This is a genomic window from Micromonospora sp. AMSO1212t (assembly GCF_008868145.1).
Taxonomy (GTDB): Bacteria; Actinomycetota; Actinomycetes; order Mycobacteriales; family Micromonosporaceae; genus Micromonospora; species Micromonospora tulbaghiae.
Genome location: NZ_WBKS01000018.1, coordinates 48,928 through 66,127, shown reverse-complemented (window position 1 = coordinate 66,127; position 17,200 = coordinate 48,928). Strand labels below are relative to the sequence as shown.

13 protein-coding genes are annotated in these 17,200 nt (G+C 72.5%); 3 read left to right on the top strand and 10 right to left on the bottom strand.

What is annotated here, in order from left to right; genetic code table 11:
* Nucleotides 1–7: 7 nt before the first annotated feature.
* Nucleotides 8–2,761: a beta-L-arabinofuranosidase domain-containing protein gene (locus F8279_RS08015; protein WP_091425306.1), complete on the top strand. Its 2,754-nt coding sequence runs from the start codon at nt 8–10 to the stop codon at nt 2,759–2,761.
* A 61-nt stretch (nt 2,762–2,822) separates the two neighbouring features.
* Here F8279_RS08015 and F8279_RS08010 read toward each other — a convergent pair whose 3' ends face one another.
* The 5 genes from F8279_RS08010 to F8279_RS07990 form a co-directional block, all read right to left on the bottom strand.
* Nucleotides 2,823–4,016, bottom strand: coding sequence for a hypothetical protein (locus F8279_RS08010; protein ID WP_091425027.1), 1,194 nt, complete (start codon nt 4,014–4,016; stop codon nt 2,823–2,825).
* The gene (locus F8279_RS08005) at nt 4,003–4,536 is read right to left on the bottom strand and encodes a SigE family RNA polymerase sigma factor (protein ID WP_091425025.1); all 534 of its coding nucleotides are present in this window, start codon (nt 4,534–4,536) and stop codon (nt 4,003–4,005) included. Before F8279_RS08005 ends, F8279_RS08010 begins: the two co-directional genes overlap by 14 nt.
* Nucleotides 4,537–4,632: 96 nt before the next feature.
* Nucleotides 4,633–5,451, bottom strand: coding sequence for an endonuclease/exonuclease/phosphatase family protein (locus F8279_RS08000; protein ID WP_091425023.1), 819 nt, complete (start codon nt 5,449–5,451; stop codon nt 4,633–4,635).
* A gap of 114 nt (nt 5,452–5,565) precedes the next feature.
* Nucleotides 5,566–7,521, bottom strand: a complete 1,956-nt coding sequence (locus tag F8279_RS07995; protein WP_151499529.1) for a translation factor GTPase family protein — start codon at nt 7,519–7,521, stop codon at nt 5,566–5,568.
* Between the two features lie 154 nt (nt 7,522–7,675).
* Complete coding sequence (locus tag F8279_RS07990; protein WP_151499528.1) at nt 7,676–8,614, bottom strand: SDR family NAD(P)-dependent oxidoreductase; 939 nt, start codon at nt 8,612–8,614, stop codon at nt 7,676–7,678.
* A gap of 104 nt (nt 8,615–8,718) precedes the next feature.
* Between F8279_RS07990 and F8279_RS07985 the strand changes: the two genes are divergently transcribed.
* Nucleotides 8,719–9,384: a TetR/AcrR family transcriptional regulator gene (locus F8279_RS07985; RefSeq protein ID WP_091425016.1), complete on the top strand. Its 666-nt coding sequence runs from the start codon at nt 8,719–8,721 to the stop codon at nt 9,382–9,384.
* 44 nt (nt 9,385–9,428) lie between these two features.
* On the opposite strand, the gene F8279_RS07980 is transcribed toward F8279_RS07985, so the two are convergent.
* From F8279_RS07980 to F8279_RS07960, 5 genes are all read right to left on the bottom strand, one after another.
* Nucleotides 9,429–11,090 carry an RICIN domain-containing protein gene (locus tag F8279_RS07980; protein ID WP_091425014.1) on the bottom strand — a complete coding sequence of 554 codons (1,662 nt, stop codon included), beginning with the start codon at nt 11,088–11,090 and terminating at the stop codon, nt 9,429–9,431.
* A 55-nt stretch (nt 11,091–11,145) separates the two neighbouring features.
* Nucleotides 11,146–12,675: a family 43 glycosylhydrolase gene (locus F8279_RS07975; RefSeq protein WP_091425012.1), complete on the bottom strand. Its 1,530-nt coding sequence runs from the start codon at nt 12,673–12,675 to the stop codon at nt 11,146–11,148.
* Between the two features lie 23 nt (nt 12,676–12,698).
* Nucleotides 12,699–14,150, bottom strand: a complete 1,452-nt coding sequence (locus tag F8279_RS07970; RefSeq protein ID WP_151499527.1) for a family 43 glycosylhydrolase — start codon at nt 14,148–14,150, stop codon at nt 12,699–12,701.
* Nucleotides 14,151–14,279: 129 nt separating this feature from the next.
* Nucleotides 14,280–14,720, bottom strand: coding sequence for an OsmC family protein (locus F8279_RS07965; RefSeq protein ID WP_151499526.1), 441 nt, complete (start codon nt 14,718–14,720; stop codon nt 14,280–14,282).
* Nucleotides 14,713–15,528, bottom strand: coding sequence for a TIGR02452 family protein (locus F8279_RS07960; protein ID WP_151499525.1), 816 nt, complete (start codon nt 15,526–15,528; stop codon nt 14,713–14,715). The genes F8279_RS07965 and F8279_RS07960 overlap by 8 nt, the downstream gene beginning before the upstream one ends.
* A gap of 217 nt (nt 15,529–15,745) precedes the next feature.
* Between F8279_RS07960 and F8279_RS07955 the strand changes: the two genes are divergently transcribed.
* Nucleotides 15,746–16,870: a carboxypeptidase-like regulatory domain-containing protein gene (locus F8279_RS07955; protein WP_151499524.1), complete on the top strand. Its 1,125-nt coding sequence runs from the start codon at nt 15,746–15,748 to the stop codon at nt 16,868–16,870.
* Nucleotides 16,871–17,200 lie beyond the last annotated feature (330 nt).

The following is a 17,200-nucleotide window of genomic DNA, read 5'->3' as shown; positions in this document are numbered from 1 at the left end:
GGCCGTCATGCCCGCTCCCCTGGTGAACCGCCGGTTCGTCCTGCGTACCACCGCCGCGACAGCCGTCGCGGCAACCGCCGGCGCCGCCGCCGGGTCCGTCGCCGCAAGTGGTACGGCACACGCCGCGCTGCCACCGGCCCGCCCCGACATCGGCGTGTCCGCGTACGCGTTCGACCCGGGCCAGGTACGGCTGACCGCCGGCCGCTGGCAGGACAACCAGAACCGGACGGTCGCCTACCTGCGCTTCGTCGACGTGAACCGGCTGCTCTACAACTTCCGGGCCAACCACCGTCTGTCCACCGGCGGCGCCGCCGCGAACGGCGGCTGGGACGCGCCGAACTTCCCGTTCCGCACCCACATGCAGGGGCACTTCCTGACCGCCTGGGCGCAGGCGTGGGCGGTGCTCGGCGACACCACCTGCCGGGACAAGGCGCTCACCATGGTCGCCGAGCTGGCCCGCTGCCAGGCCAACAACGGCGCGGCCGGGTTCAGCGCCGGATACCTGTCCGGCTTCCCGGAGTCCGACTTCACCGCGCTCGAGGCCCGAACGCTGAGCAACGGCAACGTCCCCTACTACTGCATCCACAAGACGCTGGCCGGGCTGCTGGACGTGTGGCGGCTGATCGGCAGCACCCAGGCCCGGGACGTGCTGCTGGCGCTGGCCGGCTGGGTCGACCAGCGCACCGGCCGGCTCACCTCGGCTCAGATGCAGGCCATGCTCGGCACCGAGTTCGGCGGCATGAACGCGGTGCTCACCGACCTCTACCAGCAGACCGGCGACGGACGGTGGCTCACCGTCGCGCAGCGCTTCGACCACGCCGCCGTGTTCAACCCGCTCGCCGCCAACTCCGACCAGCTCAACGGGCTGCACGCCAACACGCAGGTGCCCAAGTGGATCGGCGCGGCCCGGGAGTACAAGGCCACCGGCGCCACCCGCTACCGGGACATCGCCACGAACGCGTGGGCCATCACTGTCGGCGCACACACGTACGCCATCGGCGGCAACAGCCAGGCCGAGCACTTCCGCGCCCCGAACGCGATCGCCGGCTACCTGCGCAACGACACCTGCGAGGCATGCAACACGTACAACATGCTCAAGCTGACCCGGGAACTCTGGCAGCTCGACCCGGACCGGGTCGCGTACGCCGACTTCTACGAACGCGCGCTGCTCAACCACATGATCGGCCAGCAGAACCCGGCCGACGCGCACGGCCACGTCACCTACTTCACCCCGCTCAACCCGGGCGGGCGGCGCGGTGTCGGCCCGGCGTGGGGCGGCGGCACCTGGAGTACCGACTACAACTCCTTCTGGTGCTGCCAGGGCACCGGACTGGAGACCAACACGACGCTCGCGGACGCGATCTACTTCCACAACGACACCACGCTGACGGTCAACCTGTTCGTCCCCTCGGTGCTCACCTGGAGCCAGCGCGGCATCACCGTCACGCAGGCCACCTCGTACCCGGTCGGCGACACCACGACGCTCACCGTCACCGGTTCGGTGGGCGGCTCGTGGACCATGCGGATCCGGATCCCGGCGTGGACCAGCGACGCGTCCGTCAGCGTCAACGGCGTCGCGGCGGGCATCGCCACCACGCCGGGCAGCTATGCCGTGCTGACCCGCGCCTGGAACTCCGGCGACACGGTCACGGTCCGGCTGCCGATGCGGGTGGCCACGGTCGCCGCCAACGACGACGCCGCGGTACAGGCCGTCACGTACGGGCCGGTGGTGCTCTCCGGCAACTACGGCAACACCACGTTGAGCGGCCTGCCGACGCTGGACCTCGGCTCGGTCACCCGTACCGGCACCGGCAGCCTCGCGTTCACCGCGCGGGCCGACGGCGCCACTGTGAACCTCGGCCCCTTCTACGACGCCCACGGGCACAACTACACGGTCTACTGGCGGGTCGGCGCGGGCGGTGGCGGCGGGGAGGCGAGCTTCCGGCTCGCGAACGCGGCGAGCGGCCTGGTACTCGGCATCCAGAACATGTCCACCGCCGACGGCGGGCTCGCGCTGCAGTGGGGCGACACCGGCACCGCCGACCACGACTGGCAACTGGTGGTCGACGGGTCGGCGCTGCGGCTGCGCAACGTCAACAGCGGCAAGGTGCTGGGGGTGGAGAACATGTCCACCGCCGACGGCGCCCGGATCCTGCAGTGGGCGGACAACGGCACCGCCGACCACCTGTGGACCGTCGTCGACGTCGGCGACGGCAGCCACAAGCTGCGCAACGTGCACACCGGCAAGCTGCTCGGCATCTCCGGCGGCTCGACCGCCCAGGGCGCGTTCGCCGTGCAGGACCCGGACAACGGGAGCCTGGACAACCAGTGGCGGTTCCTGCCCAACGGGGCGCGGCGGATCCAGAACCTCGGCAGCGGGCTGGTGCTCGGCGTGCAGAACATGTCCACCGCCGACGGTGGCCTGGTCATCCAGTGGGGCGACACCGGCACCGCCGACCACCTCTGGACCGCGCTCGTGGACACCGGTGGCTACCTGCGGCTGCGCAACGGCAACAGCGGCAAGGTGCTGGGCGTCGAGGGCGGGTCGACAGCTGCGGGTGCCCGGATCGTCCAGTGGGCCGACAACGGCACCGCCGACCACAGGTGGCGGCTGCGGCACGGCGGGGGCGGCTGGTTCCGGATCCAGTGCGCGAACGGGGGCCGGGTGCTCGGGCTCAGCGGCGGCTCCGGCGCCCACGGCGCGCAGGCGGTCCTCTCCGACGACACCGGTGCCGCGCACCAGCGCTGGCGGTTCCTGTAGACCAGGCGGTGACGGTGGGAGCGGTCCGGCCGCTCCCACCGTCACCGGGTCGTTCCCGGGGTCAGGGTGTCAGGGCGTCCACGGCGGGCGTCCAGGTCGACTCGTCCCGCACGTCGTCGGCGACGGTGATCCCCTGGGCGATCCGCAGCAGCTCGGCCTGGGGCAGCCGGCCGCCGACGCCCTCGGAGCTGACCTGGACGACGATCCTGCCGTCGGCGCTCCAGATGTTGCAGAACCCGCCTCCGCGGGCCGCCCCCGGGTAGCACTTCGCCGCACCGGGCTCCGGTGACTGATTGGAGCTGGTGCTCGGCGTGACGAAGATGTGGAACCCGTCCCTGATCCCGCCCTCGACCGAGTCGAACGGCGCGGTCAGGCCCGAGGTCGGCAGGGGCTGCCTGGTGTACGTCGCGCCGCCGTAGTCGCCGGCGCGGGCGGTGGCGATGCCGCTCAGGCCGGGCATGGCGTGCGTGCCCACCTGGAGCGGCACGTAACCCCGCGGCAGGTAGCCCACCGTGAACGGCAGCGGAGCCGGCGTCGGCCCGGCCGGCTTGAGGCCCGTGACCAGGCCGCCCAGGTCCTCGAAACTCGGCGTCGCCGCGTCGTCGGAGATCGACGTGACGGCTGCCCAGGCGTTGGCGGCGTACTCCCAGGCGAACAGCTTGTTGCCCGGTTCCACCGGGTTGCGCGGGTCGAGGCCGAACGGCAGCGTCGCCTGCACCGCCCTGCGCCCGGCCACCCGAACGCTCCGGCCGTCCTTGACCGCGGCCGGATCGAAGGCGCCGGGCCGGTAGACGGTCAGGTACGCCCACAGGCTCGGCTTCGCCCCGGCGGCCGTCTTCTCCTGCTCGATCGCCTCGGCCTCGTCCGGGCCGACGGGCCTGTCGTTCGAGGTGTGACGGTCGGAGTAGACGGGGGCGATCTGGTACGCGGTCGACACGACGATCGGGTCCTGCACGTGCAGCGTGCCGGCGTCGTACCCGGTGAAGGTGAAGGTGAACGGCGAGGCGTCCGGCCAGGGGCTGACGCCCGGACGCGGCGCCCCGGACAGCGCCGAGGAGGTGCGCCTCGCGTCCAGGGTCGGCACCGTGATCGCGGCGGCGACCGCCACCGCGACGAGGCCCGCCGCGCCGGCTGTCGCGAACCGGGTCCGGCGGCGCCGCTCGGCGCGCCGCCCGGCCGCGACGATGTCGTCGACGGTACGGCCCATCGGCGGCTCGTCGCCGGTCACGGCGTCCACCAGTTCACGCAACTGCATTGGTCCACTCCCCTGTCGGCATGCCGGTGAGATTGAGGTGTTCGCCGCCGAGTGACTCGCGCAGCTTCGCCAGCCCGCGGGAGACCTGGCTCTTGGCCGTGCCCACCGTGCAGCCGAGCACGGCGGCCGTGTCCTCCAGGCTCAGGTCCAGGTAGTGCCGCAGCACCACGGCGGCCCGCTGCCGCGCCGGCACGGTTTCGAGCGCCGCCCGCAGGCGCATCCGCTCGTCGGTCGTCGCCGCCGTGTCCCGCACCGTGACGTCCGGCATGGCGTCGCCGGCCGACCGTTCGCGCCGCCAGGGCCGGCGGGTCTCGTCGATCGCGGCCCGGTACACCATGGTCTTTACGTAGAGATCGGGCCGTTCCAGCTTCCGCCAGCGCGGATAGAGCTTGACCAGCGCGTTGGCCACGGCGTCCTCCGCGGCGTGCCAGTCGCCGCAGGTCATGTACGCCAGCTTGCGCAGGGACGCCATCTGTGACGTCACGAACTCGCGGAACGCTTGCTCGTCTTCGGCTTTCAATCGACTGCCTCCTCGTGACGGAGGTAGAACGGCCAGACCCACCCGGGACGTTGCACGGGCGGCGGACCAATTCCACCGCGCGTCCGGAGACCCCCGTCAGTACCGTCCCGGTGGCGGCACGGACCACGAGCGGATCATGGTCGCCAGCAGCGCCGGATGGTCGGTCGTGCCGCGCATGTCCACCGAGCGGCGGCAACAGATCGTCACGCCGCTCGACGCCACGATCTGCTGCCGGGCACCGTCGTCGATCCGCCGGTAGCCGGCCGGCACGCACGAGCGCACGTCCGGCGTGCCACCGGCGCGCAGGTTGAGGTCACCGCCGACGACAGCCGGCGCGCTCCCGGCGTCGCCCTGGATGCCCGGCACCACCGCGCCGAGCAGATGCCCGCACTGGGCCAGCGCGACCTGGGCGCTGGTGTTCGCCAGGTGCGTGGTGCAGGCGTGGAGTCCGGCGGCCCGGACGCACAGCCAGACCCGCTCCTCCGGGTCGGCGAGGTCCTGCGCCGGGTAGGTCCCCCGGTGCACCGACGGCCGGGCGTCACGGTCGTCGAGGCGGGTCAGCAGCCCGATCCCGTACGGCTCGCCGTTGTTGCACCGGGTGGGACCGCGGGAGGGGCGGTCACCGGCGGCCTGGAACGCGGACACCACCGTCCCACCGGTACGGGCGGCGCGCAGCGTCCGCTCCAGCGTCACCACGTCGTCGCGGCAGATCTCGTTGAGCGTGACCACGTCGGGCGCCTCGGCGGCGATCACGTCGGCGGCCTGACGGACGGCCCGGCCGGTGTAACAGCCGGCCCGGCCGCTGTTGCACAGGTTCATCTGGAGCACCCGCAGCGTTCCCGTGCCGGTGGCGCCGGCGCCCGACGACCCGGCGGGCAGCCCGGCGACCACGAGCAGGCACACCGCGGCCAGCACCCGGCGGACACGCCGGGCGGGGCGGGTGGCCGGCTGCGCTGACAGCGGGGCTCCAACGGGTACGGGCGGCGGCGGGCGCCGGTGATCCTATCGCCGCAGCGCTCCCGTCGCCGCCTACCTCGGTACGGCCCGGAACCACGCCTCCCGGTCGTCCGGGTCGGGCCCGCGCCGGGGCAGCCTCGGCGGTTCCTCGCCGGTGACCGGCGCGTAGTGGTCGAAGGTGGTGGTCAGGACCGCCTCGCCGCCGGTGAGGTCGGGCAGGGCGGCGACGACCCGCGGCACCCGGGCGGACGGCAGGGTGCCGCTCACCTCCAGGTATCCGCCCGCGACGGCGGTGTCGTGGACGACCGCTCCGAGCCGGCCGAGCAGCGCCAGCACCGTCTCCACCGTGTGCCGGGGAAGGTCGACGTCGAACCGCTCGATCGGCTGGCACACCCGCGTGCCGGCCTGACGCAGCGCGGAGGCGACCACGACCGGGGCGAGGTTGCGGAAGTCCGCCGCCACCGTCGAGATCGACTTGTCGAACTTCTGGTGCGGCCGGCTCTGCCGGGGCCAGTACCGGGACGCCGTCATGGTGACGGTGCAGTCGGTGACCGGCCAGCCGTGCCGGCCCTGCCGCAGCGCCGCCCGCACGCCCTCCTCGGTGGCGGCGACGAACGCCGGCGGCAGCCGGCCCGGCTCGATCCCGGGACGGAACTCGATGCCGTGCCCGGCCGGGGCGGCCTCGATGCGCAACCCCAGCCCGGCCAGGTACGGGTTCCCGCGCTCCCGTACCCGCTCCTCGGCGCTGCCGGTGCCGGCGACCCGTTCGATGCAGGCGGTGAGCGTGCCGGAGAACCGCACCCGGACGCCGTACCGGTCCTCCATCAGGGCGGCCAGCACCTCCTTCTGGACCTCGCCGTGCAGGCGGATCACCGCCTCGGCCTGCTGCTCGTCGAGGCGCAGGTCCACCAGCGGATCCTCGTCGGCCAGCTCGGCCAGGCCGGCGAACATCGCCAGGCGCTGCGCCGGGTCGACCGGCTCGACGACCGCCTGCCGGGTCGGTGGCGGGAACCGGTAGGCGTGCCGCCGTGGCGGGTCGCCGATGTGCTGGCCGATCCGGGCCGGCAGGCCGCGCACCGCCGCGATCTGCCCGGCGGAGACCGACCGGCGCACCAGCACACCCTCGGGCTCGATGACGGCGATCTCGGTCACCGGCTCCGGACGGCCGTCGCCGAGCCGCACCCGGTCCCGCACCCGCAGACGCCCGGACCACAGCCGCAGCCAGACGCGCCGGCCGTGCCCGTCCCGGTCGACGGCGAAGACCGTGCCCGCCGGCGGGCCGTCCCGCGCCTCGCCGTACGGCAGCAGGTCGGCCAGCACGTCGCACAACTGGCGTACCCCGGCGCCGGTGATCGCCGAACCGCACACCGCGGGGACCAGCTCGGCGCGGCGGACCGCGCGGCGGAGCGCCCGCCGGACGTCGCGGACGCGCACCGGCCGGTCGGTCAGCCAGCGAGCCGCCACCGCGTCGTCGACCTCGGCCACCTCCGCCACCACCGGCTCGGCGTCGAGGTCCACGGGATGCACCCGGGCCTCGCGGCGGCCCTGGCCGGTGACCGTGCCGAGCAGGACCGGCCGCGCCCCGAGCCGGTGCCGCACCTGGGCCGTCACCCGGTCCACGTCGGCGCCGCCCCGGTCGACCTTGTTGAAGAAGAACACGGTCGGTACGCCGATGCGGCGCAGCGCCCGCCAGATGGCGACGGTCTGCGGCTGGACGCCCTCCACGCTCGACACCACGAGCACGGCGGCGTCGAGGACGGCCAGGGACCGCTCGACCTCCGCGATGAAGTCGGGGTGGCCGGGGGTGTCCAGCAGGTTGATGCTCAGGTCGCCGATGGTGATCGACGTGACGGCGGCCCGGATGGTGATGCCACGGCGGCGTTCCAGGTCCATCGAGTCGGTCCGCGTCGTGCCGGCGTCGACGCTGCCCGGCTCGGCCACCGCGCCCGCCTCGTAGAGCAGGCGTTCGGTCAGGCTGGTCTTTCCGGCGTCAACATGCGCGACGATTCCGAGGTTCAACAGGGCCAAGGCGGAGCTCCACGGTAGGACGGGCAAGGGTCCGAAGCGTGGAAGCTGCTCGCATCATCTCTCCTGGTGGTCGTCGTCGCGGCGGCGCTCGCCGCCTCCGTGCGGTCCTACCCTGCCCGCCCGCCGCGTTCGCCACCACCGAATTCGGGGCCGGCTACCTCGTGCGGGCCTCCGCGGCGGGGTGCTGTCGGGACCGGACGGGGAACCGCACCCCGGTGAGGTCCTCGGACACGGCCCAGAGCCGCTGCTGGACGGCCACCTCGTACGACTGCGGGCTGGAGGTGACGAGCCGGGGGTGACCCTTGACCTCGCGGCGTCCACCGGGGCCGTAGTACTGGCCGCCGAGCACGGCGGGGTCGGTGGCGGCGCGCAGGGTCGGCAGCGCGCCCATCGGGGGCGTCTGGGTGATCAGCGGCGCGAGCCAGGTGAGCGGAAGCCGCAGGGCCGCGGGGGTGTTGCGGGCGAGTTCGGTGCTGGACATGCCCGGATGCGCGGCCACCGCGACGGTGGTGCCGTACGGGGCGAGCCGGCGCTGCAACTCGTACGTGAACATCAGGTTGGCCAGCTTGGACTGACCGTAGGCGGCGGCCCGGCCGTACGAGCGCTCGAAGTGCAGGTCGTCGAAGTGGATCGCGGCGCGGATACGGTGGCCGGTGCTGCTGACCGTCACCACGCGTGAGCCGGGCACGGGCAGCATCAGGTCCAGCAGCAGCCCGGTGAGCGCGAAGTGGCCGAGGTGGTTGGTGCCGAACTGGAGCTCGAAGCCGTCCCGGGTGGTCCGCTTCGGGGTGTACATCACGCCCGCGTTGTTGATCAGCAGGTCGATCCGGTCGAACCGGGACCGCAGCGCCGCCGCCGCGGTACGGACGGAGTCGAGCGAGGTCAGGTCCAGCGCCTGCACCGTCACGTCGCCGGGCATGCCGGCCGCGGCCCGCACGCCCTTCTCCACGTCGCGTACGGCGAGCACGACCGAGGCCCCGCGCTCGGCGAGCGCCTTGGCGGTCTCGTACCCCAGCCCGGTGTTGGCCCCGGTCACCACCGCCACCCGCCCACGCTGGTCCGGGATGTTCGCCGTCGTCCACGTCTCGCCCATGTCACGCCTCCAGCTATAGTACCGGAAGTATCTTGTACCGACGACGTTAAGATACTTCCGGTACGTTGTCAACGTACCGGGGGTACTTAAGTTAGGCTGGCGGCGTGACATTCCAGCGGGCGCGAACCGAGGAGCAGCGGGAGGTCCGCCGGCGGGCGATCCTCGACGCGGCGTCGGCGATGCTCGACGAGATGCCGGTGGCCGCCGTCACCCTGAACGAGCTCAGCCGCCGGGTCGGCCTGGCGAAACCGAACGTGCTGCGCTACTTCGAGTCCCGCGAGGCGGTGCTGCTGGAACTGCTGGACCGCTTCCTGCGGGAGTGGCTGACGGAGCTGGCGGACGAGCTGGCCGACGGCGTCGACACGAACCTGCCCATGGCCGGGCGGGCGACGGCGGTGGCCGCGATCCTCAGCCGCTCGCTCGCCCGGCGATCGGTGATGTGCGACCTGTTCGGCGCGCAGGGCAGCGTCCTGGAGCACAACGTCTCCGTCGAGGTCGTGGCGCGCTACAAGCGCGCCTCCCTGGACCGCCTCGCGACCATGACCGGCCTGGTGCGGAAGCACCTGCCCGAGCTGGGCGAGAACGCGACGCTGTTCAGCCTCCAGACCATGGTGCTGGCCGGCGCGCTGTCGGCGTACAGCACACCGCCGCCGAGCCTCGCGGCGGCCTACCGGGCCGAGCCCGAACTGGCCCGTCTGCACCTGGAGATGACGGACTCCCTGAACATGGCCCTGACCGCGACCCTCCTGGGCGTGCTGCCCCGCGACTGACCGGCTGCCCCGCGGACCACACGCCCTGCGGGGCAGCCGGATCGTCAGCACCAGGTGAGCGTCGAGTTGACCCGCGTGACGTTGCTGATCGTGTTGTTCGCCCCGCCGCACGGGCTCTGGGTGATGTTCGTGTTGGTGACCGTCAGGTTCTGGAAGCGGATGCCGGACGAGATCGGGAACTCGGTCCGCGAGGCGATCCGCACCTCGCCGCCGCCCGTCACCGTCCCGGACACCCCGGCGATGGTGACGTTGTAGCAGTTCTCCACGAGGATCGAGTTGTTTCCGGTGTTCGAGATGGTCACCCGGTCGACGACCGCGCCGCCGGACTCCGACACGCAGAAGATCCCCCGCCCGCCACCGGACGCGATCACGGTGCCGACCCGGATGTTCGTCGGGTACGAGCTGCCGATCCGGCCGTTCCGGTTGGCCATCCGGAACGCCGCGTACCCGGTGCCGGCGCCGGCGCCCTGCGCGTCGACGGTGCCCACAGTGGCGTTGATCGTGTCGTTGAGCAGCAGACCGGAGTAGCCGGTGTTGCGCGCGGTGACGGTGCCGATGGTCAGGCCGTCCACGCCGTACGTCTCCACGCCGTGCGCGCCGGTCCCCGACACGTAGACGGTGTCGATGCGCACGTTGCGCACCTTGACCGCCCGGTCACCGCCGTGGTTGTCGATCCGCACCCCCAGGCCGCCGGACAGCCGCATGTCGATCTGCCCGAGCGTCAGGTTGTTCACGTTGCGCATGAAGATCCCGTACAGCGGCGCCCCGGTGAGGGTCAGGTTCTGCACCTCGACGTCGGTGGTCCCCCGCGAGTAGACGGGCGCGTAGTCGCCCGACCCCGAGCCGGTCACGTTGATCGTGCCGCAGACCGCGAGCGTCGTGTACGACGGCAGCGACAACCGCGACCCCGCGCCCATCGAGCCGGAGCCGCGCACCACCACCCGCTGCTTGGCGGTCCGGCCGGCCGGCAGCGAGTTCACCGCGGCCTGCATCGCGGCGAGCATGTCCCCGCCCGAGTACACCGTCGACGAGCCGTTACGGGCCGTCCAGGTGCCGCCGTTCAGCACGGCCTCGGCCTGGTAGGAACCGCTGCCACACCCGGTGGACGGCGGCGGCGTGGTCGGCGTGCCGCCGGCGCCCACCCGGACCATCTGCCACTGCTGGTTGGTGCCGTTGAGGTCGGCGTACTGGCTGATCCTGGCGCCGTCGGCGGTCGACCGTTCCCAGACCTCCAGGGCCTTCCCGGAGTGCCTGTTGATCAGGCGGATGTAGCCGCTGTCCGAGTCGAGGACCTGGAACTGCTGGTTGGTGCCGTTGAGGTCGGGCCACTGCCGGAACTCCGCGCCGTCCGCGACGTTCCACTCCCACAGGTCCACCACCTTGCCGCTGTGGCGGGCCTTCAGGCGGTAGTAGCCGCTGCCGGAGGAGACGAACTGGAACTGCTGCCACTCGCCGTCGTTGCGGGACCACTGCTGGATCGCCGCGCCGTCGCTGGTCGAGGTGTCCCGGACGTCGAGGACCTTGCCGCTGTTGCGGTTGACGAGCACGTACCAGGCGCTGGTGTCGATGGTGGCCGCCTGCGCCGGCGGTGCGGCCGCCACGGCGACGCCGGCCACGGCGGCCAGCGCCGCCACCAGGACGAGCGCCAGGCCGGCGCGCCGGCCCCGTGCTGCGCGGGGCAGCGACGTCACTGCGGGGTTGAGCATCGTTCGACCTCCGAGAAGGGGTACGCCGAGTCCGGCGCAGCGGTTGTCGGGTCGCCTACTCCAGGTGGAAGGTGGCGGCGCCCCGGTCCGCGCCGGTGCCCACCGTTTCGAGCTGGAGCAGTCCGTCCCGATGGCGGACGTACCGGCCGGGGTAGTTCTGCGACTCCAGCGAGAGCCCTTCGGCGGCGGCCAGCCCCGGGCGGCGCTGGAAGCTCGCGTCGCCGTCGAACAGGGTCGAGCCGTCGTCGCGTTCGACGTAGAGAGCGAAGGCCCGGTGACGCAGGTAGTAGCCGGGGAAGTTCGTCGACTCCAGCGAGACCGATCCGGCGCCGGCGAGGCCGGGGACGATGCGGAACTGCGAGTCGGCGAGGTTCGTGACGTTCGGCTCGACCCGGGCCCGGTAGTCGTAGTGCCGGATGTAGCTCGCGGTCAGATCGTGTGAGCGCAACCGGACCGGGGTGGCTCCGTCGGGTACGGGGATGCCGAGGTTCGGGGTGCCGTCGGCGTTCCAGTACAGCTTCTGGATCCGGGTCCGCCGGTTCGGGTCGTCGAGCGGGTCGCCGCTGATGTCCCGGTAGTTGCGATCGTGGTAGACCAGGATGTCGCTCTGCCCGTCCTCGGAGACGGTGAAGGAGTTGTGGCCGGGGCCGTACTGGCCGGTGGCGGCGTTGCTGACGAACACCGGAGTGGGGCTCTTGCTCCAGGAGGCGGCGTCGAGCAGGTTCGCGCCGGCCGACGCGGTGAGCATGCCGAGGCAGTAGTTCGCGTCGGTGGCGCTGGCCGAGTACGTGAGGAAGACCCGGCCGTTGCGCTGGATCACCGCCGGTCCCTCGGCCACCCGGTAGCCGCGGGTCTCCCAGTCGTACGCCGGTACGACCAGCCGGGCCACCGGGCCGTTGATCTGCCACGGCTCGGCGCCCATCCGGGCGAGGTAGACGTTGGAGTTGGTGGAGATGCCCGGCTCCTGCTGGGCCCAGGTCAGATACCGCACCCCGTTCACCACGAACGTCGAGGCGTCCAGACTGAACGTGTCCCACGGCGTGGTGATCCGGCCGCGTTCGGTCCACGAGCCGGTCAGCGGGTTGGCGCCGGCGTTCTCCAGCACGTACATCCGGATCCGCCACACGTCGTCGGTCCGCCCGGCGGCGAAGTAGACGTACCACCTGCCGCCTATGAAGTGGATCTCCGGGGCCCAGATGTGGGCGCCCATCTCGCCGCTGGTGTGCCGGCGCCAGATCGTCGTCTCGGCGGCGGTGGCCAGCCCTTGCAGCGTGGTGGCCCGCCGCAGCACGATCCGGTCGTACTGCGGCGCCGTCGCGGTCATGTAGTAGTAGCCGTCGGTGTGCCGGACGATGTGCGGGTCGGCCCGCTGGTTCACCAGCGGGTTGGTGTAGCTCACCGCGGGCGCCGCCTGCGCGGGGCCGGGCACGGCGAGGCCGGCCGAGGTGGTGAGCAGCGCGAGCGCCGCGGCCAGGATCGGCCGCAGACGCCGGCGGGCCGGTTCGACGGTACGGGCCGAGCCGTCGGTCCGGGCCGGTTCGCCGGTACGGCGGCGGGCCGGGTGGAGAAAGTGCCGAGGCGACATCTGCGCCCTCCCAGGTGGCCGGTTCAGTACACGTAGGGCCAGGCAGCGGCGTCGTAGCCGATGCGGTTGACGCCGAGCAGCGACGCGCCGTCGTCGGCGTAGTAGTGGTAGAAGAGGACGTCGCCGTCGGTGTCCGCGAGGACGGCCTGGTGGCCGGGGCCGTGCACGCTGCCGTGCGAGGCCAGGATCTGCGTGCCGCCCCCGGCGAGCATGTCCCGGCCCGCGCGGTCCACGAACGGCCCGGTCGGGCTCGCCGAACGACCGACCATGATCCGGTACGTGCTGGCGGCGCCCTGGCAGCAGCGGTCGAACGAGACGTACAGGTAGTACCAGGAGCCGCGCTTGACCAGGATCGGCGCCTCGATGCCGGGGCCGTAGGCGGCCACGCTGTGCATGGTGCTGCCGAGCCGGCGTCCGGTGGACGGGTCGATCGGGATCATCTTGATGCCGGACCAGAACGAGCCGAAGCTGAGCCACCAGCGGCCCTGGTCGTCGACGGTGAGGTTGGGGTCGATGGCGTTGAAGTCGTCAGTGGTCCGCGACTCGACGACCAGTCCCTCGTGGGTCCAGCTCCCGGAGTTGCCGGTGGGGCTGGTGGCCAGGAAGATCGCCGAGCGGTTGGAGCCGAACGTCGACGCCGAGTAGTACAGGTGGTAACGCCCGTTGCGGTACGACAGGTCGGGGGCCCACAGGTTGCGGGCGCCGCCGGTGTACGTGGTGGTCCACGGCGCGCCACCGGGGAAGACGGCGCCCGCGTTGCGGAAGGTGACCCGGTCGGCGGAGGTCTTCAGCGCGACGTTGTCACCGGTGTGCGCGACGAGGTAGGTGCCGTCGGGCCGCTTGACCACCGTCGGGTCGTGGACGCCGACGTCGCCGGACACCCGGCCGGGCTGCGGGTAGGCCGGCGCCGGGGTGGTGGGCGCCGGGGTGGGCGTGCCGCCGCCCAGCCGGATCAGCTGCCACTGCTGGTTGGCGCCGTCGAGATCGGCGTAGCCGGCCAGCCGGCCACCGTCGGCGGTCGACCACTGCCACACGTCGACGACCTTGTTCCACTGCCGGTTCACGAACCGCACGAACCCGCCGGCGGAGTCCTGCAACCGGAACTGCTGGGTGGCCGACGAGCGGTCGGTGGTCTGCACGAGCTGGGTGCCGTCGCCGCCGGCCGGCAACTCCAGCACCTTCCCGCTGTGCCGCGACCGCACCTTGTAGAACCCGCCGCCGGCGTCCACGAACTGCCACTGCTGCACGGCGAGGTCGTTGCGCGTCCACTGGTTCACCGGCGCGTTCTCCGCCGTCGACCAGTCGTACAGGTCCATCGCCTTGCCGCTGTGCCGGTTCACGACCACGTACGACGCGGACGTGTCGACGGTCGCCGCCGACGCCGGGGGCATCCCGGCCACCACCCCCGCGGCGAGGACCAGCGCCGCCGGGACCACGACCGCCGCCGTACGCGTCCTCCGAGCGGTCCCTGTCACCGAGAACCTCCTGCGCCTGGTCGTCACCGGCCGGCCGTGGCGGCTCGCCTCACCCGTGACGCTCGTGGCAACGGCATTACCTTCAAGTTACGGCAATGTTCTCGTTAACATAGACGGGTGTCAAGGTAATCATTCCGGGGCGGCCGTCGCGTCCACGATGGAGACGGGCGTGCCCAGCTCCACCGTCCGCGACACGGTGCAGAGCCGGTCGTGCGACTGCCGCAGGGAACGTGGCAGCACCTCGCGGGCCCGGTCACCGTCCGCGCCGTCCGGGAACGTCACCGCGAACGTGACGGTGAGGTTCTCCATCCGGTTCCCGGCCTCCGGGTCGCGGATCTTGTCGCCGCTCACCGTGACGGCGAACCGGGTCGGTTCGGCGCGCCGGCTGGTCACGTGGTCGACGTCGACAGCGGTGCAGCCGCCGAGGGCCGCCAGCAGCAGTTCCACGGGCGTGAAGGTCGCGTCCTCCCCCGTACCCATCGCAAGCTCGCCGCCACGGGCGTTGCGCGCCACGTATCTGCCCACGCTGGTGCGCTCGATCTCCACCGACCGGAAGGTGTCGTCACTCATGGGACGAACCTACCGAAAAGTGTTCCGCGAACGTGCGGTACACCGGCGTGCCCGGCAACCCGTCGCGAACGGCGAACACCACGAGGTCGAACCGATCGACCACCCGGAGCGCGTCGGCGAACGCGCCCGCCACCGTGGCCGGGTCGTTCCGGAACACCCCGCAGCCCCACGCGCCCAGCACCAGGGTCCGGTGCCCGTGCACGGCCGCGACCTCCAGTACCCGCCGGGCACGCCGCGCCAGCACCGCCGGCACATCGGCGGCGTGGTCCGGCTGGTTGCGCATGATCGCGCCCAGGTTGGGCGCCGCCGCGGTCAGGAAGGACGTAGTGTACGGCCGGTCGAGCAGGTTGCCCTTGTCGTCGCGGAACACCGGCACGCCCGGGGAGTGGACGACCCGGTCGCTGTACCGCAGGTCCCGCTGCGCCCGGTGGAAGGCGTAGAAGTCCGGCGCCGCGAGCAGGCACGGGTAGAGCGCCGACGAGCGGGCGATGCTCTCCTCCTGCGCCTGCGCCCCGCCCAGGAACCCGCCACCCGGGTTCTTCGCCGACGCGAACACCAGACACGCCGCGCCGGACCCGAGCCGGTGGGCGGCCTGCAACGTCGACTCGTACGTCACCTCCACGGCGCCGGCGCCCGGCTGCGCGCCATCGAGGTGCAGGACTTCGTCCGGCAGGTGCTCGCGAGTGCCGGCGACCGCGGCGCGTACCGCCGCCCCGATCTCGACGTCGTCGCCGGCGTCGTCGCGATAGCGTCCGGCTTCGGCGATCGCGACCGTCTGCCGGGCGATCTCGCGGAGACGGCCGCTCATCCGGCATACCCATCGATGTCGTGCATGATCGGCAATCTAGGCAAGCCCACCCGCGGCGGGCAACCGATTAGTGGCCGCCGGCCGACCCCACGGGCGTCGACCGGGTCCACCCGAGACGCTGCGAGCAGAGCGGGTCGCGCAACCCGTCCCGCACAGGGCATAGTGGCCCGCGGCTCCATCGACCGATGTTGCCCGCTCTCGGCGAAGGTGGTGGGAAGTGACGACGCGCTCACGTGTCCGATGGGCCCGGGCGGCCGCACTGTCCACGCTGGCCGGAGGAGCGCTCGCGGTGCCGGCGGCACCGGCGACTGCCGCGCCGGAGACGGTGAGCATCCTGAGCGTGTCGGCGGAGAACGTGAAACCCCGCGAGACGGTGCGCGTGCAGTTCCGCGTCACCAACAGCGGACGCCGGGCCGAGACGGCCATCGTGGTGGTCGGCGGCGGCCTGCGGTGCACCGCCGGCTGCCGGGCGGAGCCGAAGCTCGGTCCCGGCCAGAGCCAGACCTTCGACGCGACGCTCGTCGCCCCGGAGGCCCGCCCGGGCGAGACCACCGGTCTCAACATCTCGATCGGTGTGCGGCTCGCCGGGCAGAACAGCTACGCCTACAAGATGGTCTACGTCCACGGCCCGGGTGCCTCGCCCACCGGCGGGGCCGCACCGGCGGCCGGGGTGAGTGGGGTCTCCGGCCGGGTCCGCGACGCCGAAGGAAAGGCGATCGGCGGCGCGGACCTGACCATCCGGGACAGCGCCGGTCACGAGTACCGGACGACCAGCAACCGCAGTGGCCAGTTCTCGATCACCTCCAGGGCCGGCCGGACGATCGCCGAGGGATCCATCACGGTCCGCGCGTCCATGGACGGCTACCGCACCGCCCGCGCGACCGTGCGGGGCAGAGCCGGTGACGTCGCGACCGTGCGACTGACCCTCTCCGCGGTGGCGTCGCCCACCACGACCCCGCCGTCGCCCACCGCGGAGGCGAGCCCTCTCGCCGCGGCGGCCGAGGACGCCGTCCCCGGGACGACGCCGCCCACGTTCACGGCCGCCAGTGACGAGGGCGGCAGCACGTCGATGTTCCTCCTGGGCGGCCTGCTGGTCGCCGCGGGCCTGGGCGCGCTCGCACTGGTGCTGGTGCGGCGGAGGAACGCACCGAGTGCGGTGGCGGAGGCGGCCGCTCCCCCGGCGGCCTGGCTGCCGGCGCCGCCCGCGGGGAGCATGGCCGATGCTCCGACGGCGATCCTGCACACCGGGCCGGCCGCCGGCGGCTCCCCGCACTCGTACTCCCCGCACTCGTACGGCACGTCCCCGCAGGGCGGCGGCCACCAGCACGGCTACCGAGGCTGAAGATCGTCGCCGGCCGGGGACTCGCTCCGGTGGCGGCCACTGTACCGGTCGAGTAGGCTCGGGCTATACCGGTCCAGGAGCCTGCCCATTCTCGTTGAGAAGTCTCCTCCGATGAGCCTCTCACGGAGCCGTCGCAACATCGATCCCAGCGACGGCCAACCTCCGATAATGGCGATCCGCGATTCCGCGCGCTCCATGACCACAAGGCTGTCCCGCCAATTCCGTGACCTCCTGACGCGCCCAGGATCGTTTACGGACTTTTAACCGAGCGCCCTACGGGCCGCGCTTTCCGAGCCGATCGGCACCGCCCGACGACGCGCCTCCTCGCTG